A 16,734-nucleotide genomic window follows, 5' to 3' on the forward strand; every position below is an offset into this window, starting at 1 on the left:
TCGCAGATTTGAAAGTGAACAGGAAAGTCAATGAAATCAACGATCTACCAACACCACCTCCGCGCCAGTGCTAGCTTTTCGTACCGTCACTTATTGCACTGAAAACGAGGAGACCCCGGATGGGGGCAGCGCCGCTTCTGCGAGACTCTGCGACGCCCCCACCCAACCCTCCCCCAGCGGGGGAGGGCTCCAGGAGACTCCCCATGAACGCCCCAGCCGAACTCGCTGTCATCAAGCAGCACCTGATCGATCCCGAGATCTGCATCCGTTGCAACACCTGCGAAGCGATCTGCCCGGTGGGTGCGATCACGCACGATTCACGCAACTACGTGGTCGACGCGTCCAAGTGCAACCTGTGCATGGACTGCATCTCGCCGTGCCCCACCGGCTCCATCGACAACTGGCGCAGCATGCCGCTGGTGCGCGCCTACACACCCGAAGAGCAGCTCACCTGGGATGAGCTGCCGCCCGAGCTGCCACCCGAAGAGCTGGAGGGCCTGACCTCCGTTGATGGCGGCTCCGTTCTGGCTGAGCCTGTCGAAGCCGTTGCCAAAGACACCACCGGGGAACAGACCTTTGTGGCCAGCAGCTATGGCGCCACCTTGCCGCCCTGGTCCGCCGCACACGCCTACACCAACCTCTACGGACCCAAGGCCACGCAAAAGACCGTGACCGCCACCGTGGTGGGCAACCTGCGCGTGACGGAAGTCGGCAAGACGGCCGGCAGCGACTACGACACCCACCATGTGGTGCTCGACTTCGGCGCGATGCCGTTCCCGGTGCTCGAAGGCCAGAGCATCGGCGTGATCCCGCCCGGCGTGGACGCCAACGGCAAGCCGCACCACGCGCGCCAGTACAGCATCGCCAGCCCGCGCAACGGCGAGCGGGTGGGGCACAACAACCTTTCGCTCACCATCAAGCGCGTGCTCGAAGACCACCAGGGGCAGCCCGTGCGTGGCGTGGCCAGCAACTTCATGTGCGACCTCAAGGTGGGCGACAAGGTCGAAGTGATCGGGCCGTTCGGCACCAGCTTCCTCATGCCCAACCACCCGAAGAGCAACATCGTGATGATCTGCACCGGCACCGGCAGTGCACCCATGCGTGCCATGACCGAGTGGCGACGCCGCCTGCGCGCGTCGGGCAAGTTCGAAGGCGGCAAGCTCATGCTGTTCTTCGGCGCACGCTCGCAGGAGGAGCTGCCGTACTTCGGCCCGCTGCAGAACCTGCCCAAGGACTTCATCGACACCAACTTCGCCTTCAGCCGCACGCCGGGCGCGCCCAAACGTTATGTGCAGGACGCCATGCGCGAACGCGCCGCCGATCTGGCGGTACTTCTGCAGGATCCGAACACGTACTTTTATGTGTGCGGCTTGAAGAGCATGGAAGAGGGTGTGGTGCTGTCGCTGCGCGACGTGGCGCAGGGAGCCGGCCTGAGTTGGGACACGATCGGTGCCGCCTTGAAAAAAGAAGGCCGACTGCATCTCGAAACCTATTGACTTACCCCGCGGTGCATGGAGGCAGCGATTGGTCTGCCAAAGCTGCCTCCCGTGCGTGGTGAAGCGGGTGCCCACGTCCCGTGCGAAGGCGGGATGCCGTACATTCCTGCCTTCGTATGAACAACCCCCATACCCCTGCCCCCACCCGCAGTCGACCCGCCATCGAGGTCGACGTGGTGATGCGGCGCGAGCCCGTGGTGGGCGACATGAGCCGCTGGCAGCCATTTCGTTGGGTGCTGGCCGATGTGATGCCGCGCGGCAGCCCCGACGAGACCGAACCCGACAGTACGGAGTACGACCACGAGCCTTTGGCGGTGGAGCCGGTCGATGTGGTTGCTGGTGCTGAGGCGGGCGGTACTTCCCATTGGCTGTTCCCGCGCTTTCGCGTGATGCTGTTCAGCGACGACGCCGAAGGTTATTTTCTCAACCTCAACAGCCCGAACCCCTGCTTCTGGGTGTTCTGGCGCGCCGACGAAGAGCGCCTGCTCGACGGGGAGCCCATGGCCGTGCCGCAGATCGTGACGCTGAGTTACCACGACGCCGGCCGCTGGCTCGACGCGCAGGAGCGCGTGGACCAGGTGCCTGCAGCGCCCGAGGTGGTGGACTGGTTGCGCGGCTTCGTTGATGCCACTTACCAGCCTGAGCCCAAGCGCCGCCAGCGTCCCCAAAGCTTTCAGGCCTTGAAGGACCGTTTCGGTCAGCCTGTGCGGGTCACCACCGACAAGCTTCGCGGTGGCGGTCAACCGTCAGGACAGTGAGCATGGCCACGAACGACGACGACAACTTCTTCTCGCGCTGGTCGCGCCGCAAGGTGCAGGTGCGCACCGGCGAGCCGCTACCCCCCGAGCCACCAGCTCCGGTAGCGGTGGTGGTGCCCGCTGCCGTGGTGGCACCCGCGCCCGCCGCGCCAGCGGTTGAAGAACCACCCGAGGCGCCTCCAGCCCTCACGCTGGACGATGTGGCCCGACTCACGCCCGAGTCCGACTACTCGGCCTTCGTGGCCCGCAGCGTGTCGCCCGATGTGCGCAATGCGGCGGTGAAGAAGCTTTTCACCGACCCGCACTACAACATCATGGACGGGCTGGACATTTACATCGACGACTACTCCAAGCCCAGCCCGCTCTCGGCCGCAGACATGGCCAAGATGGTGGGTGCGCAGTTCCTGAAACTGGTGGACGACCCGAACGAGCCCAAGCCAGCCGCCACCGCAACGCCGCAACCGATCACAGAGCCGCAGACCGAGCCGCCCGAAGAGGTGGCCCAGGCCGGACCAGGGGCCACCGAGGCCTCGCCAGACGACAACAACGACACCACCGTCCCCGAGACACCGGATACCCACGATGACCACGCTGATCTGCAATTGCAACCAGACCATGCCCCTGAACCCGAAGGTTCTGGGCGAGGCCCTGGATGAAGACCTGACCCTGCACACCACCCTGTGCCGCCGCGACGCTCCCGCGTTCCAGCGCGCAGCGCGCAGCAACGAAGACCTGGTGGTCGCCTGCACCCAGGAAAGCCGCCTCTTCACCGAACTTTCCGAACAGACCGAGGGCGCGGTGTCGCTCGACGTGCGGCCGATCAAGTTCGTCAACATCCGCGAAACCGGCGGCTGGGGCCGTGAGGCCAAAGACGCCACGCCCAAGATGGCCGCGCTGCTGGCCGCCGCGCGCCTGCCCGACGCCGAGCCGGTGCCCACCGTCACCTACAAAAGCGCGGGCCGCCTGCTGATCATCGGCGCGCTGCAAGACGCCGAGCGTGTGGCCGATCTCGTGTCCGACACGCTGGAAGTCAGCCTCATGTCGACTGGCGGCAGCGGCATGCAGACCCGCCGCTACCCCGTGATGGCGGGCGATATCGGCGAGGTGCGTGGCTGGCTCGGTGCGTTCACGGTGGACTGGACCACGAACAACCCGATCGACCTGGACCTCTGCACGCGCTGCAACGCCTGCGTGGCCGTCTGCCCCGAGGGCGCCATTGGTCTGGACTACCAGATCGACATGGACAAGTGCAAGAGCCACCGCGCCTGCGTCAAGGCCTGCGAAGCCGTGGGTGCCATCAACTTCCAGCGCGATGCGCAGGAGCACAGCGAAAAATTCGACATGGTGCTCGACCTGCGGGCCGTGCCGGCCTTCACGCAGCACGCGCACCCCCAGGGTTATTTCCATCTGGCCGCCGGTATCGACAACGCCGCCGGCATGGCCACCGTGCTCAAGCTGCGCGAGCTGGTGGGCGAGTTCGAGAAGCCCAAGTTCTTCACCTACAAGCAAAAGCTCTGCGCGCACGGTCGCAACGAAACCGTGGGTTGCAACGCCTGCGTCGAAGTCTGCTCGGCGCTGGCCATCAGCAGCGAGATCAAGCGCAACCAGATCGTCGTCAACCCCAACCTGTGCGTGGGCTGCGGCGCCTGCACCACCGTGTGCCCCACCGGTGCGCTGTCTTACGCCTACCCGCGCGCCAGCGAGCAGGGCGTCAAGCTGCGCACCCTGCTGGCCACCTACGCCAAGGCCGGCGGCCAGAACGCCGCGCTGCTGTTGCACGGCCAGGAAGCTGGCGCGGCGCTCGTCAACGAACTGGGCCGTGTCGCGTCGATGGACAAGGCGTACCGCGGTGTGCCCGCCCGCGTGATCCCGATGCCGTTGTGGCACACGGCGTCGATCGGTCTGGATGTGTGTCTCTCGGCCTTTGCCTATGGCGCCTCGCAGGTCTGGGTGCTCATGACCGGGGAAGAAGCCCCGCAGTACCGCGAGGCCGTGCGTGAGCAAATGGCCGTGGCCCAAGCCCTGGTGCTGGGCCTGGGCTACAGCGGGCACCACTTCCGTCTGATCGAAGCCAACGATGTGCAGGCGCTTGACGCCGCGCTCGTGGAAGCCCCTGCACAGACCGTCAAACGCCGCGCCACCTTTGCCATCCAGGCCGAGAAACGCGCCACGGTCGAGCTGGCCATCGACCACCTGCTGCAGGACAGCGCCGCCCAGCGCCCCGCCATGGAAGCCATCGCGCTGCCAGGCGCCTCCTTGCTCGGCACCATCAACGTCAACAAGGACACCTGCACGCTGTGCCTGAGCTGCGTGAGCGCATGCCCGGCCAGCGCCCTGCAGGACAACACCGAGCGCCCGCAACTTCGCTTCATCGAGAAGAACTGCGTGCAGTGCGGCCTGTGCGCCAGCACCTGCCCGGAAGACGCCATCACCCTGCAGCCGCGCCTGCTGATCGGCGAGCAGCGCAAGCAGTTGCGCGTGCTCAACGAGGCTCAGCCCTACCACTGCATCCGCTGCGCCAAACCCTTCGGCACGCTCAAGGGCATCGAAGTGATGCTGGGCAAGCTCTCGGGCCACGCCATGTTCCAGGGCGAAGCGCTGGAGCGCCTGAAGATGTGCGGCGACTGCCGCGTGGTGGACCTGTACTCCAATCCGGGCGAGACCCGCATCACCGACCTGTGAAGCCATTGATGCCATGAACAACAGCATTCCGATCACGTCCGCCCTGGACGAAGAAACTGCCCGCGCCGAGGTCTATGGCCTGCTCGCCGCGCTGTACTACGCACCGCCAACGCCCGAGCTCATGGCCCAGCTGCGCGTGGCCGTGACCGAAGCTCCCGCCGCCGGCGGTTTTCTGGAGGAGCCTTGGCGCGAGGTGGTGGCCGCTGCTCGCGAGCTCGATGACGCTGCTGTGACCGCCGAATACAACGCGCTCTTCGGTGGTGTGGGCAAGCCCGAGATCTACCTGTTCGGCTCGCACTACCTCAGCGGCTTCCTGAACGAAAAACCGCTCGCTGCGCTGCGCACCGACCTGGCCGCGCTCGGCCTGGGGCGCGACGACACCATGTCGGAAACCGAAGACCATGTTGCCTACCTGTGCGAGGTGATGCGTTACCTGATCGCGGGCGACGACGTGGAGGTGGCCAACCTCACGCAGCAGCAAAAGTTTTTCACCACCCACCTGCAGCCCTGGGTGATGCGCATGTGCGACGACATCGCGGCGCACCCAAAGGCCCGCTTCTACGCCACCTTGGCCGCGTTCACCCGCGCGTTCGTGGGTGTGGAGGCGCAGGGCTTCGACATGCTGGCCTGAGCCAGCCGCCTCGCTGCCGTTGTCAGTAAAGGTAGACCGCCCCGCTGCCTCCGCCGCTGTTGTCGTTCTGGTCGCCACCGATGCCGGTGGCCGCGCTGTCCTCGCTGGTCGACCCGACCGCCAGAGACTGGCCATCACCCGACAAGGCGATGCCGTCGCCAAACCGGTCGGTCGACTCGGTGTTGGTGGCTTTGATGTAGCGACTTTGATGCCATTCACCGCCGCGGCGCCGGAACACATAGGCTGCGCCGGAGGCGCTGGCCGCGTTGTTGTCCTGCGGGCCGTTCAGGCCTTGGGCCGAGCTGTCTTCGTCATTCGCGGTCACGGCCAGGGTGTTGCCGTCGGCGGAGAGCGAGACCGCGTAGCCAAACCAGTCAAATTCACCGGTGTTGGATGCCTTGACATAAGCCTGCTGGCTCCAGGTGCCTGCGCTGCGCGCGAAGACATAGACGGCACCGCTGTTGAGACTTCCGTTCCCGTCGAGACCGTTGATGCCGGTGGCGTCACCGTCTTCAAAGATGGCGCCGACGGCGATGGTCTGGCCGTCGCTGGCCAAGGCGACAGACCAGCCGAAACCGTCACCATTGCCCGCGTTGGCAGCGGTCAACTGGGTGGAGAGCTGCCAGGCGGAGTTGACTCGCTCGTAGACATCGACCACACCCGCTGTTCCGGTGGCGATGGCGGCATTGCGCCGTCCCACCACCAGTGTGTTGCCATCGCCGGACAGTGCAAAGGCCGAGCCGTTGTAGAAGGCCATGGTCGGGATGGCGGCTTGCGAGGTCCACAGACCGGCGTCGCGCGTGAAGACGACCGCGGTGACATCATCGTCATCGCGCCCCGCTACCAGGGTGTTGCCGTCGCCGGACAGGGCCAGGGCCCACCCGAATTTGCGCCAGTTGTCCTGGGCCGTCCAGGGGTAGGGATCCTCCTGGAACCAGTCTTGAACCCACTGCCCGCTGATGCGCTCGAACACGAAGATGGCACCCCGGTTGGAGGCGTATCCACTGGCACCGACCAACAGGCGCTGGCCGTCAGACGACAGCGCCACCGATGTGCCGAACAAGTCGTTCGCAGCGGGTGTGGCCGCCTTCACCAACGCTTGTTGCACCCAACCGGCGGGACCGCGCGAGAAAATGTAGACCGATCCGCTGTCGATGACCTGGTGGTCGTCGGTGTACGCGCCCACCGCCAGTGTGCTGCCGTCACCGGACAGCGCCACACTTTTGCCCGCGTGGCCGCCGGGAAGTGCCGCCTTGAAGTAGCCCACAGCGCTTTTGAGCAGCGCGGTATCCACGTTCACGGTGGCCGCGTCGGCGCAGCCAGCAGCGTTGCAGGCCTGCAGGGTGTAGCGCGCATTGACCTGGTCGGGCAGGAACACCTGCAGATCGTGCTGGGTGGTGCTGGCAGGCAACGTGGCCACCGCCACGCGTACCGCGGCGTTGTCGGCTTCGACGAACAGGCGGTAGCCGGTGGCCAGGTCGGTGCCGGTCCAGCTGAGCCGCAGGGTCTTGATGTCCTGCACCGAGACGGTGAGGGTCAGCGTGGGCGTGAAAGGGCTGACGGCGGTGTTGTCACCATCGCCACCACCGCAGCCAGAGAGCGTGAGAGCTGCGAACAAGAGAGGCAGCAGCGGGAGGGTGCGCAGACCGCGCGAGAGATGCAGAAAGGGGGTCATGGTCGGGGTTTCACCGTGGGCTGAAAGACCCAGTGATTGCAGCCCATGGCTCCTGTGCTGCCCATAACCCCCCTGCAGTATTTGTTCGGCTCGTCAGAGCCCGCCGGGCCGCCCGTCGTTGGTGGGCGTGGCGGTGGGGGCCAGTGGTTCGGTCAGCAGCTGCACGCTGAACACGGCGCCGCTGGCGTCCGACCGGTTCGCCGCCGAGATGCTGCCCCCGTAGCGTTCCACCAGGCCCTGGCTGATCCAGAGGCCGAGGCCGTTGCCGTCGTTCTTGGTCGTGAAGAAGGGGCGAAACAAACTTTCCTGCGCCTCTGCGCTCAGGCCGTGGCCGGCATCTTCCACGCGCAGCAATGCACCGCCCGCGTGCACCCCGTGCGGGCCCTCGGGGACCCAGTCCTGAGTCACCAGCCGCAACACACCACCTTGCGGCATCGCCTGGATCGCGTTGATTAACAGGTTGATAATCACCTGCTGCAGCTCCTGCCGGTTGCAGCCCACGCGGCGCGTGCACCGCAGCTCGCGCTGCACCTCGATCTGCGTCTGCGCCATGAGATGCCCCACCAGCACCAGGCAGTCGTTGACCGTGCGGTTGAGGTCGAGCGACTCCACGTAACCGGCGTACTCGGTGGGCCGCGCGTACTGCAGCAGCTGCGTGACGATCAGGCGCATGCGCTCGATTTGCTCGTCCAGCAGTTGCAGCTCGCCGCGAACGGGTTGCGCGTGCGCGCCCAGGGTCTCCCGCATCAAATCCAGGTTGCCCTGCATCACCGCGATGGGGTTGTTGATCTCGTGCGCGATGCTGGCCGTGAGCTGGCCGATGGCCGCGAGCTTTTCGCTCTTCACCAGCTGCTGCTGCGCCATCTGCAGCGAGGCGTTGCTCGCCTCCAGTTCCTGCGTGCGCTCGGCCACCTTGTGGTCGAGCTCTTCGCCCCAGCGCTGCAGCGCGGCGGTCTTGTCGTCGATCACGTCCAGCAGTTCGTCCAGATGGCCGGCCAGTGCGCCGAGTTCGTCGCGCGCATCAAGCTCGCCCACCCGCGCGGTGCTTTGGCCTTCTTCCACCAGCTGCATCGTGCGGTTCATGCGCTGCACTGGCTGGAAGATGCTGCGCGCCCAGCGGATCGAGAGCGCCGCCGACAGCACCGTGACCAGCAGGAAGATCAGGCCGAGCGCGGCCATCATGGCGTAGCGCACCAGTCGGAAAGGCTGTTCGGTGAAGCCCACGTAGAGCATGCCGATGCGCGCGCCACTGGCGTCCTGCAGCGGCTGGTAGGCCGACACGTACCAGTCGTTCACAACAAAGGCGCGGTCCAGCCAGGTGTTGCCGCTGCCCAGCACCGCGTCGCGCACCGCTTGCGACACGCGGGTGCCGATGGCGCGCTGGTCCTGGAACAGGCGCACGTTGGTGGTGATGCGCACGTCGTCCATGAACAGCGTGGCCGTGCCCTGGCTGCCGAAGGGCAGGGCACCTTCGGGGTAGACGATGCGGTTGATGTGGTCGATGAAATCGAGGTTCTGGTTGAGCAGCAGGCCGCCGCTGAGCCAGGCGATGGTCTGCCCCGATGCGTCGCGCACAGCCCGGGTGGCGAGCACCACCAGCGCGCGGTTTTCGGCCTCGCGGGTGTCGGGTGCGGCGTTGCGGGTGGGCACGAGCGCAATGCGCAGGCGGGCCATGAGGTGGGGCGCCAGCGCGGCCAGGGCCTCGGGTTCCAGTTGCATCAGGCGCGCGCGCGCCGGTTGGTCGGCCGCCTGCAACGAAGCGCGGATGGCCGGCGGCATCGAGGGCACCGGCTCTGCCGCATCGCTGGTGCTCAAGCCCGCCGGTGCGGCGCGCGCCAGGGGCCGGCCTTGCAGGTCGTACAGCACCAGAAAGTCCAGCCCCAGCTGTTCCCGGGCCCTGGCGAGCTGTTCGCTGGCGAAGCCTTGCGCCACGGGGCGGCTGGGGCGCAGTGCCGCGTACAAGGCTTGCGATTCGGCCACGCCGCGGGTGCCCGATCCGACTTCGCCGAGCACCTGGTCGAAGTAGCCGTTGGCCACCGCGAGGTCGCTGCGCACCTTGGTGATCAGCAGCCGGTCGTAGGCCGCGTTGCCCCACAGTGCGAGGGCCAGCGCCATGAGCGGAAACGCCACCAGCAGCGGCAGTAGCGCCATGGCCAGAAGCTTGTTGCGGACGGAGCCCGCCAGCCAGCGCGGCGTGCGCCAGAGCGTCACATGCCGGCCCACTCGGCCACGCGGCGCTCCAGTGTGCGGCGCGACACGCCGAGCAACTGCGCGGCGCGCGTCTTGTCGCCCTGCACCGAATCGAGCACGGTGAGGATGTGCAGCTTCTCCATGGCGTGCAGGTCGGTCGGCATGGCCGGCGCGGTGTTGTCGCGGTTCTGGTTCACGCCGGGATACAGCGCCGACACGTTGAGCGCCCCCAGGATCAGCGAGCGTTCGATCAGGTTGCGCAGTTCGCGCACGTTGCCCGGCCAGTCGTACTGGGCGAGAAAGGCCATCTCCTGCTCGCTGATGGCCAGTGGCTCCACGCCCAGCGAGGGCGCGAGTTGCGCCATGAAGTGGGCGACCAGCTCGGGGATGTCCTGCTTGTGCGCGCGCAGCGGTGCGAGGTTCAGGTCGACCACCTGCAGGCGGAAGAACAGGTCCTTGCGGAAGCGCCCGGCTTCCACCTCGGCACTGAGCTGGCGGTTGGTCGCTGCGATGATGCGAAGGTTCAGCGGCACCAGCTGCTCGCTGCCCACCGGGCGGATCTTCAAGTCTTCAATGGCGCGCAGCAGCGTGGCCTGGATGGCCAGCGGCAGCTCGGCAATTTCGTCCAGGAACAGCGTGCCACCCTGTGCGTAGTGAAACAGGCCGTCGCGCGCGCGTGTCGCACCGCTGAACGCGCCTTTGGCGTGGCCGAAGAGTTCGCTTTCGATCAACTCGGGCGACACCGCCGCGCAGTTGACCGGCACGAACGGCCCGCTGGCGCGGCTGCTTTGAGCGTGCAGTTCACGTGCCACCAACTCCTTGCCGGTGCCCGACTCGCCTTGCAGCAGCACCGTGCTGTTGACCGGTGCCACGCGCGCAATCGAGGCGCGCAGGTTCTGCAGGTCGGGTGACTGGCCCACCAGCGCCGTGCCGCGCCCCGGGGGCTGTGACACAGCGCGGCGCAGCACAAAGTTTTCCCGGCGCAGGCGCGAACGTTCGTAACAGTGTTTCACCGCGTTCAGGATCTGCGGCACCCGAAACGGTTTGAGGATGAAGTCGGACGCGCCCGCGCGCAGGGCTTCGATGGCGGTGTCCAGGTCGGCGAACGCAGTGATCAGGATCACCTCGCCGGTGAAGCCCTGTTCGCGCAGTTCCTTGAGCCAGACCACGCCGCTTTTGCCGGGCAAGGAGATGTCCAGGATGACCAGGTCCACGTGGTGGCCGCGCAACCACTGTGCGCCGTCTTCGGCACTGGTGGCGCTCATCACGAAATGGCAACGCGGTGCCAATGTCTTGACCAGGAAGTTGAGCATGCCCTGCTCGTCGTCGACGATCAGGATGGACCAGTCGGGCCAGCCTTCCAGGGTTCGTTCGGGCCCCGAGGGCAAAAGAGAGGTGTCCACCCGCCGGGATTCTACGGATGAGCCCTACGAAAACAGTGGGGTATTGGCGCAAACCCCACGATGGTGCGGGGTGTTGAAACGCCTGGGCGGTCGTGGTGCATGCGACAAATTGTCGCGACAAGGGGCGACAGCTTGTCCGACCTCGCCGGGCCTCATCGTCACCGGCATGCGGGTAATCCCGAGGTGGTCAACGAGACCTTCATCGCGATTGTGAGTGTGCTCAAGGTGTGGCGATCTGCCTGCGCCAGGCTTGCTTTCCCCGGCACCGATACCTTTGGCCTATGGCACGCTTCTGGCTATCAAAAGCGCAGCAAGCTGTGATGTTGCAATGCCGCATGAAAGGTGCTCTGGTCACGAGGCGTCAATCACTTCCTGCTACGTATGAACCACCTTGCAACCCATACCGGCTGGGGTTAGATTCCACGTATGCAAAAGGTCCGCACGTTGTGTTGGCGGACCCGTTTCAACCTGGAGATCTGCATGACCAAGCCCTCCCGCCCGACCGCAGGTAGTGAACGCTCCGGCCTGAACCGGCGCACTCTGTTCGCAGGTGCGTCCACGGTCGGCGCACTCGCTGCCGCGGCTGCCTTGATTCCGCGCGCACCGGTCGAAGAAACCGCTGCGATCGAGGCCAAGCCCGCACCCACCAAGGGCGGCGGCTACAGCCTCAGCGACCACGTCAAACAGTACTACCAGACCACCCGCATCTGAGCGGACGGCTGTTCCTTGAATCCCCACGTTCTCGTCCGTTCGCTGCCCCAGTCAGGGGCACAGGCCGCTTCCACAGCGGTTTGCCAAGCGACTCCTCAGGAGGCAAAACCATGCTGCTGACCAAAAAATCATCCTCCGCCGGTGGACACGCCTCACGCGTGCATTCCACCTTCGTCCACAACCTGCAGCGCGGCCTGTCCTCGGCCCTGCCCACCATGGACCGCCGCGCCTTCCTGCGCCGCTCCGGCATGGGCGTGGGCGTCGGTCTGGCCGCTTCCCAGCTCGTGCTGGTGAAGAAGGCCAAGGCCGCTGAAGGCAAGTCCATCGACGGCACCGGCAAGATCGAAGTCAAGCGCACCATCTGCACGCACTGCTCGGTGGGCTGCGCCACCGACGCGATCGTGGAAAACGGCGTCTGGGTGCGCCAGGAGCCGGTGTTCGACTCCCCCATCAACCTCGGCGCCCACTGCGCCAAGGGTGCGGCCCTGCGCGAGCACGGCCACGGCGAATACCGCTTGCGCTATCCCATGAAGCTGGTCAACGGCAAGTACGAGCGCATCAGCTGGGACGTGGCACTGAACGAAATCACCGCGAAGATGAACGAGTTGCGCGAGGCCAGCGGCCCCGACTCGGTCTACTTTGTGGGTTCGTCCAAGCACAACAACGAGCAGGCCTACCTGCTGCGCAAGTTCGTGAGCTTCTGGGGCACCAACAACTGCGACCACCAGGCCCGCATCTGCCACTCCACCACGGTGGCCGGTGTTGCGAACACCTGGGGCTACGGCGCCATGACCAATTCGTACAACGACATGCAGAACAGCAAGTGCGCGTTGTACATCGGCTCCAATGCCGCCGAAGCGCACCCCGTGTCCATGCTGCACATGCTGCACGCCAAGGAAAACGGCTGCAAGATGATCGTGGTCGACCCGCGCTTCACCCGCACCGCGGCCAAGGCCGACGAGTTCGTGCGCATCCGCTCCGGCACCGACATTCCTTTCCTGTTCGGCATCCTGTACCACGTCTTCGCCAACGGCTGGGAAGACAAGAAATACATCAACGACCGTGTCTACGGCATGGAGGCTGTGAAAGCCGACGTGATGGCCAAGTGGAACCCGGCTGCGGTTGAAGAAGCCTGCGGTGTGGGCGAAGCCCAGATGTTCAAGGTCGCCAAGATGCTGGCCGAAGCCAAGCCGGCCACCATCGTGTGGTGCATGGGCCAGACCCAGCACACCATCGGCAACGCGATGGTTCGCGCCACCTGCATCCTGCAACTGGCGCTGGGCAACGTGGGCAAGAGCGGCGGCGGCACCAACATCTTCCGTGGGCACGACAACGTGCAGGGCGCCACCGACGTGGGCCCGAACCCCGATTCACTGCCCGGCTACTACGGCCTGGCAGCCGGCTCGTGGAAACACTTCGCTGCCACCTGGGGCGTGGACTACGACTGGATCAAGTCCAAGTACGCCGACGGCATGATGGAGAAGCCCGGCATCACCGTGTCGCGCTGGATCGACGGCGTGCTGGAGAACAACGAGCTGATCGACCAGGGTCCGAACCTGCGCGGCGTGTTCTTCTGGGGCCACGCGCCCAACTCGCAGACCCGTGGTCTGGAGATGAAGCGCGCCATGGACAAGCTCGACCTGCTGGTGGTGGTGGATCCGTACCCGTCGGCCACCGCGTCGATGGCGGCCATGCCCGGCAAGCCCGAAGACCAGAACCCCAACCGTGCGGTGTATTTGCTGCCAGCGGCCACCCAGTTCGAGACCAGCGGTTCTTGCACCGCGTCGAACCGTTCGCTGCAGTGGCGCGAGAAGGTCATCGAGCCGCTGTGGGAGAGCCGCAGCGATCACATGATCATGCACCAGTTCGCTGAAAAGCTCGGCTTCGCCACCGAACTCAGCAAGAACTACAAGATGCAGCAGGTCAAGGGCATGGACGAACCCGTGCCGGAGGACATCCTGCGCGAGATCAACAAGTCGGTCTGGACCATTGGCTACACCGGCCAGAGCCCGGAACGCCTGAAGGCCCACATGCGCAACATGAACGTCTTCGACGTGAAGACGCTCAAGGCCAAGGGCAAGGTTGTCGACAAGGAAACCGGCTACGACATGACCGGCGACTACTTCGGTCTGCCTTGGCCTTGCTACGGGACGCCCGAGATCAAGCACCCTGGCTCGCCGAACCTGTACGACACCTCCAAGCACGTCATGGAAGGCGGCGGCAACTTCCGCGCCAACTTCGGCGTGGAGCGCGAAGGCAAGAGCCTGCTGGCCGAGGACGGCTCGCACTCGGTCGGTTCCGAGATCACCACCGGCTACCCCGAGTTCGACCACGTGCTGCTCAAGAAGCTGGGCTGGTGGGCCGATCTGAGCGAGGCCGAGCAAAAGGCTGCCGAGGGCAAGAACTGGAAGACCGACCCGACCGGCGCCATCATCCGCGTGACCATGGCCCACGGTTGCCATCCGTTCGGCAACGCCAAGGCCCGCGCCGTGGTGTGGAACTTCCCCGATGGCATTCCGCAGCACCGCGAGCCGCTCTACGGCATCCGCCCCGACATGGTGGCCAAGTATCCGAGCCACGACGACCAGAAGAGCCGCTGGCGCATGCCGGTGCTCTACAAGTCGCTGCAGACCAAGAACATCGAAGAAAAGATGCACGAGAAGTTCCCGCTGATCATGACCTCGGGCCGTCTGGTCGAATACGAGGGTGGTGGCGAGGAGACCCGCTCCAACCCCTGGCTGGCCGAACTGCAGCAGGAGATGTTCGTCGAACTCCATCCAGCGACTGCAGCTTCACGCGGCATCCGCAACGGCGAACGCGTCTGGGTGAGCAGCCCGACCGGAGCGCGCATCAACGTGCAGGCTTTGGTGACACCGCGGGTGGGCGAGGACACCGTGTTCTTGCCGTTCCACTTCTCCGGCCACTGGCAGGGCGAAGACATGAAGCCCTACTACCCTGCCGGCGCGATGCCGGTGGTGCGTGGTGAGGCGGTCAACACGGCCATCACGTACGGCTACGACATCGTCACGATGATGCAGGAAACCAAGACCACGATCTGCAATGTGGAGCGTGCGTAAGCACCGGCCCCGCTGCAACAGGAGAACAATATGGCAAGAATGAAATTCATCTGTGATGCAGAGCGCTGCATCGAATGCAACGGTTGCGTGACCGCCTGCAAGAACGAACACGAGGTGCCGTGGGGCGTGAACCGCCGCCGCGTGGTCACCCTCAACGACGGCGTGCCCGGCGAAAAATCCATCTCGGTGGCCTGCATGCACTGCAGCGACGCGCCTTGCATGGCCGTGTGCCCGGTGAACTGCTTCTACCGCACCGACGAAGGTGTGGTGCTGCACGACAAGGACGTGTGCATCGGCTGCGGCTACTGCTCGTACGCCTGCCCGTTCGGCGCGCCGCAGTTCCCCTCGCAAGGCACCTTCGGTGTGCGCGGCAAGATGGACAAGTGCACCTTCTGCGCCGGCGGCCCCGAGGCCCACGGCAGCCAGGACGAGTTCGAAAAGTACGGTCGCAACCGCCTGGCCGAAGGCAAGCTGCCGGCCTGCGCCGAGATGTGCTCGACCAAGGCCCTGCTCGCCGGTGACGGCGACGTGGTGGCCGACATCTTCCGCAACCGTGTGTTGCAGCGTGGCAAGGGCGCCGAAGTCTGGGGCTGGGGCACCGCCTACGGCACCGCAGCAGGGACCAAATCATGAGCCAGCGTTTCACCCTCTCCATCGCGGCTGTGGCCTTGACCTTGGGCCTCGCAGCCTGCGGCGACCAGCCACAGGAAATGAACAGCGCCGGCGTCAAGCAGGACGGCGCGCCCTACACCGGCGTGGGCAAGAGCCAGTACGTGCAGGGCGGCTGGAGCGCAGGCGACAAGGCGAGCTGGGAACAGCAGCTGAAGACGCGTGCCCAGTACGGACAGAACGATTACACCCGCATGTCCAATTGACGAGGAACGCTGTATGCAACGGTTTTTGACCGCTGGCTTGCGCCAGCTCGCATCGCCGGCTGTCCTCGCGGCGGCCCTGTTTGCCCTGAGTGCGGGCATGGTCAGTGCACAAGCGCCGACATCCGGGCCTGCGCAGGACGACCCGGCTCCACCCGCCGTGACCGCGCCCGCCGCGGCCCAGCAAGGTGGCATCCGGAGCGCCAACATTTTCGAGATCGCGCCCGACGCGTCGACCGATCCCAAGTACAGCGAGCAGACCAACGCCGAGCGCGGCCAGGTGCAGCCGGGCAACAACGCGCCGATGTGGCGCGATGTGGCCAAAGGCGTCACGGGCTATTCGAGCCTGCCCGATCCTGAAGCCGGCAACATGATCCAGGGCTTTGTGCAGTACCCTGGCTCCAGCTACACCAATGCGGGTGAAGCGTGGCGCCAGGTGCGCAACAACTGGATCATTCCCTACGGCGGATCACTGATGCTGATCGTGCTGGTGGCGCTGGCGTTGTTCTACTTCGGCAAGGGCACGATCAGGCTGCACGGCAGCGAGACCGGCCGCGTGATCGAGCGCTTCACCTACGTGGAGCGCGCAGCGCACTGGATCAATGCCATCACCTTCGTTGTGCTGGCCGTCTCCGGCATCGTCATGGCGTTCGGCAAGTTTTTCCTGCTGCCCGTGATGGGCGCCACCTTGTTCGGCTGGTTGAGCTACGCGCTCAAGAACATGCACAACTTTGCCGGCCCGCTGTTCGCGGTGTCGCTGGTGGTGGTGTTCTTCACCTTCCTCAAGGACAACTGGCCCAGCAAGGAAGACTTTGCCTGGATCATGAAGGCCGGTGGTCTGTTTGGTGGTTCCGAAGTGCCTTCGCACCGCTTCAACGCGGGTGAGAAGGTCGTGTTCTGGGGCGGTGTGTTTTTCCTCGGCCTGATCGTCGTGGGCTCCGGCGTCTTCCTCGACAAGATCGTGCCGGCGGTGGAATACACCCGTGCCAACATGCAGGTTGCCCACATGATCCACGGTGTCGCCACCGTTCTGATGATGGCCATGTTCCTGGGCCACATCTACATGGGCACCGTCGGCATGGAAGGCGCCTACAAGGCCATGAAGACCGGCTATGTGGACGAGACCTGGGCCAAGGAGCACCACGAGCTCTGGTACGACGACATCAAGGCCGGCAAGATCCCGGCGCACCGCACGGCAGCCGCCGCAGCGACCAGCGATGCGCCGCGCGCTGCCTGACC

At 65.5% G+C, this 16,734-nt stretch carries 14 protein-coding genes; 11 read left to right on the forward strand and 3 right to left on the reverse strand.

All coding sequences use genetic code 11. The features are described from left to right. The first annotated feature begins 203 nt into the window (after window positions 1-203). The 5 genes from boxA (at window position 204) to Q0C59_RS08785 (ending at window position 5,567) form a co-directional block, all read left to right on the forward strand. Complete coding sequence (gene boxA, locus Q0C59_RS08765; protein WP_291214183.1) at window positions 204-1,496, forward strand: benzoyl-CoA 2,3-epoxidase subunit BoxA; 1,293 nt, start codon at window positions 204-206, stop codon at window positions 1,494-1,496. 116 nt (window positions 1,497-1,612) lie between these two features. Further along, window positions 1,613-2,254, forward strand: a complete 642-nt coding sequence (locus Q0C59_RS08770; protein WP_291214185.1) for a DUF3305 domain-containing protein — start codon at window positions 1,613-1,615, stop codon at window positions 2,252-2,254. A 2-nt stretch (window positions 2,255-2,256) separates the two neighbouring features. Next, complete coding sequence (locus Q0C59_RS08775; RefSeq protein WP_291214187.1) at window positions 2,257-2,910, forward strand: DUF3306 domain-containing protein; 654 nt, start codon at window positions 2,257-2,259, stop codon at window positions 2,908-2,910. Further along, window positions 2,837-4,936, forward strand: a complete 2,100-nt coding sequence (locus Q0C59_RS08780; RefSeq protein ID WP_291214189.1) for a 4Fe-4S binding protein — start codon at window positions 2,837-2,839, stop codon at window positions 4,934-4,936. Before Q0C59_RS08775 ends, Q0C59_RS08780 begins: the two co-directional genes overlap by 74 nt. A 13-nt stretch (window positions 4,937-4,949) precedes the next feature. After that, on the forward strand, window positions 4,950-5,567 hold the full coding sequence (locus Q0C59_RS08785) for a molecular chaperone (protein ID WP_291214191.1): 618 nt from the start codon (window positions 4,950-4,952) through the stop codon (window positions 5,565-5,567). Window positions 5,568-5,589: 22 nt separating this feature from the next. Here Q0C59_RS08785 and Q0C59_RS08790 read toward each other — a convergent pair whose 3' ends face one another. The 3 genes from Q0C59_RS08790 to Q0C59_RS08800 form a co-directional block, all read right to left on the reverse strand. Then, the gene (locus Q0C59_RS08790; RefSeq protein ID WP_291214193.1) at window positions 5,590-7,242 is read right to left on the reverse strand and encodes a WD40 repeat domain-containing protein; all 1,653 of its coding nucleotides are present in this window, start codon (window positions 7,240-7,242) and stop codon (window positions 5,590-5,592) included. Between the two features lie 93 nt (window positions 7,243-7,335). Next, window positions 7,336-9,453: a cache domain-containing protein gene (locus tag Q0C59_RS08795; protein WP_291214195.1), complete on the reverse strand. Its 2,118-nt coding sequence runs from the start codon at window positions 9,451-9,453 to the stop codon at window positions 7,336-7,338. Continuing rightward, window positions 9,450-10,835 (reverse strand): sigma-54 dependent transcriptional regulator, encoded by a 1,386-nt coding sequence (locus tag Q0C59_RS08800; protein WP_291214197.1) that lies wholly within the window; start codon window positions 10,833-10,835, stop codon window positions 9,450-9,452. The genes Q0C59_RS08795 and Q0C59_RS08800 overlap by 4 nt, the downstream gene beginning before the upstream one ends. A 132-nt stretch (window positions 10,836-10,967) precedes the next feature. Here Q0C59_RS08800 and Q0C59_RS08805 point away from each other — a divergent pair, with 132 nt between their 5' ends. The 6 genes from Q0C59_RS08805 (at window position 10,968) to Q0C59_RS08830 (ending at window position 16,732) form a co-directional block, all read left to right on the forward strand. Next, window positions 10,968-11,156, forward strand: coding sequence for a hypothetical protein (locus Q0C59_RS08805; protein ID WP_291214199.1), 189 nt, complete (start codon window positions 10,968-10,970; stop codon window positions 11,154-11,156). Window positions 11,157-11,315: 159 nt separating this feature from the next. Beyond that, a complete protein-coding gene (locus Q0C59_RS08810; RefSeq protein WP_291214201.1) occupies window positions 11,316-11,546 on the forward strand; it encodes a formate dehydrogenase in 231 nt (76 codons plus the stop codon). Window positions 11,547-11,656: 110 nt separating this feature from the next. Further along, on the forward strand, window positions 11,657-14,623 hold the full coding sequence (locus tag Q0C59_RS08815) for a formate dehydrogenase subunit alpha (RefSeq protein WP_291214203.1): 2,967 nt from the start codon (window positions 11,657-11,659) through the stop codon (window positions 14,621-14,623). Between the two features lie 30 nt (window positions 14,624-14,653). Continuing rightward, window positions 14,654-15,256 (forward strand): formate dehydrogenase FDH3 subunit beta, encoded by a 603-nt coding sequence (fdh3B, locus tag Q0C59_RS08820; protein ID WP_291214204.1) that lies wholly within the window; start codon window positions 14,654-14,656, stop codon window positions 15,254-15,256. Beyond that, the gene (locus Q0C59_RS08825; protein ID WP_291214207.1) at window positions 15,253-15,498 is read left to right on the forward strand and encodes a hypothetical protein; all 246 of its coding nucleotides are present in this window, start codon (window positions 15,253-15,255) and stop codon (window positions 15,496-15,498) included. Before fdh3B ends, Q0C59_RS08825 begins: the two co-directional genes overlap by 4 nt. Window positions 15,499-15,511: 13 nt before the next feature. Further along, window positions 15,512-16,732: a formate dehydrogenase subunit gamma gene (locus Q0C59_RS08830; RefSeq protein ID WP_370654213.1), complete on the forward strand. Its 1,221-nt coding sequence runs from the start codon at window positions 15,512-15,514 to the stop codon at window positions 16,730-16,732. The last annotated feature ends 2 nt before the right edge of the window (window positions 16,733-16,734 follow it).

It is taken from the genome of Hydrogenophaga sp. (genome assembly GCF_022844385.1).
Classification (GTDB): domain Bacteria; phylum Pseudomonadota; class Gammaproteobacteria; order Burkholderiales; family Burkholderiaceae_C; genus Hydrogenophaga.

Excerpts from the sequence above, each read along its gene's own strand:
- boxA (WP_291214183.1), top strand. The coding sequence starts at position 204 with ATGAACGCCCCAGCCGAACTCGCTGTCATCAAGCAGCACCTGATCGAT.
- Q0C59_RS08770 (WP_291214185.1), top strand. The coding sequence starts at position 1,613 with ATGAACAACCCCCATACCCCTGCCCCCACCCGCAGTCGACCCGCCATC.
- Q0C59_RS08775 (WP_291214187.1), top strand. The coding sequence starts at position 2,257 with ATGGCCACGAACGACGACGACAACTTCTTCTCGCGCTGGTCGCGCCGC.
- Q0C59_RS08780 (WP_291214189.1), top strand. The coding sequence starts at position 2,837 with ATGACCACGCTGATCTGCAATTGCAACCAGACCATGCCCCTGAACCCG.
- Q0C59_RS08785 (WP_291214191.1), top strand. The coding sequence starts at position 4,950 with ATGAACAACAGCATTCCGATCACGTCCGCCCTGGACGAAGAAACTGCC.
- Q0C59_RS08790 (WP_291214193.1), bottom strand. The coding sequence starts at position 7,242 with ATGACCCCCTTTCTGCATCTCTCGCGCGGTCTGCGCACCCTCCCGCTG.
- Q0C59_RS08810 (WP_291214201.1), top strand. The coding sequence starts at position 11,316 with ATGACCAAGCCCTCCCGCCCGACCGCAGGTAGTGAACGCTCCGGCCTG.
- Q0C59_RS08815 (WP_291214203.1), top strand. The coding sequence starts at position 11,657 with ATGCTGCTGACCAAAAAATCATCCTCCGCCGGTGGACACGCCTCACGC.
- fdh3B (WP_291214204.1), top strand. The coding sequence starts at position 14,654 with ATGGCAAGAATGAAATTCATCTGTGATGCAGAGCGCTGCATCGAATGC.
- Q0C59_RS08825 (WP_291214207.1), top strand. The coding sequence starts at position 15,253 with ATGAGCCAGCGTTTCACCCTCTCCATCGCGGCTGTGGCCTTGACCTTG.
- Q0C59_RS08830 (WP_370654213.1), top strand. The coding sequence starts at position 15,512 with ATGCAACGGTTTTTGACCGCTGGCTTGCGCCAGCTCGCATCGCCGGCT.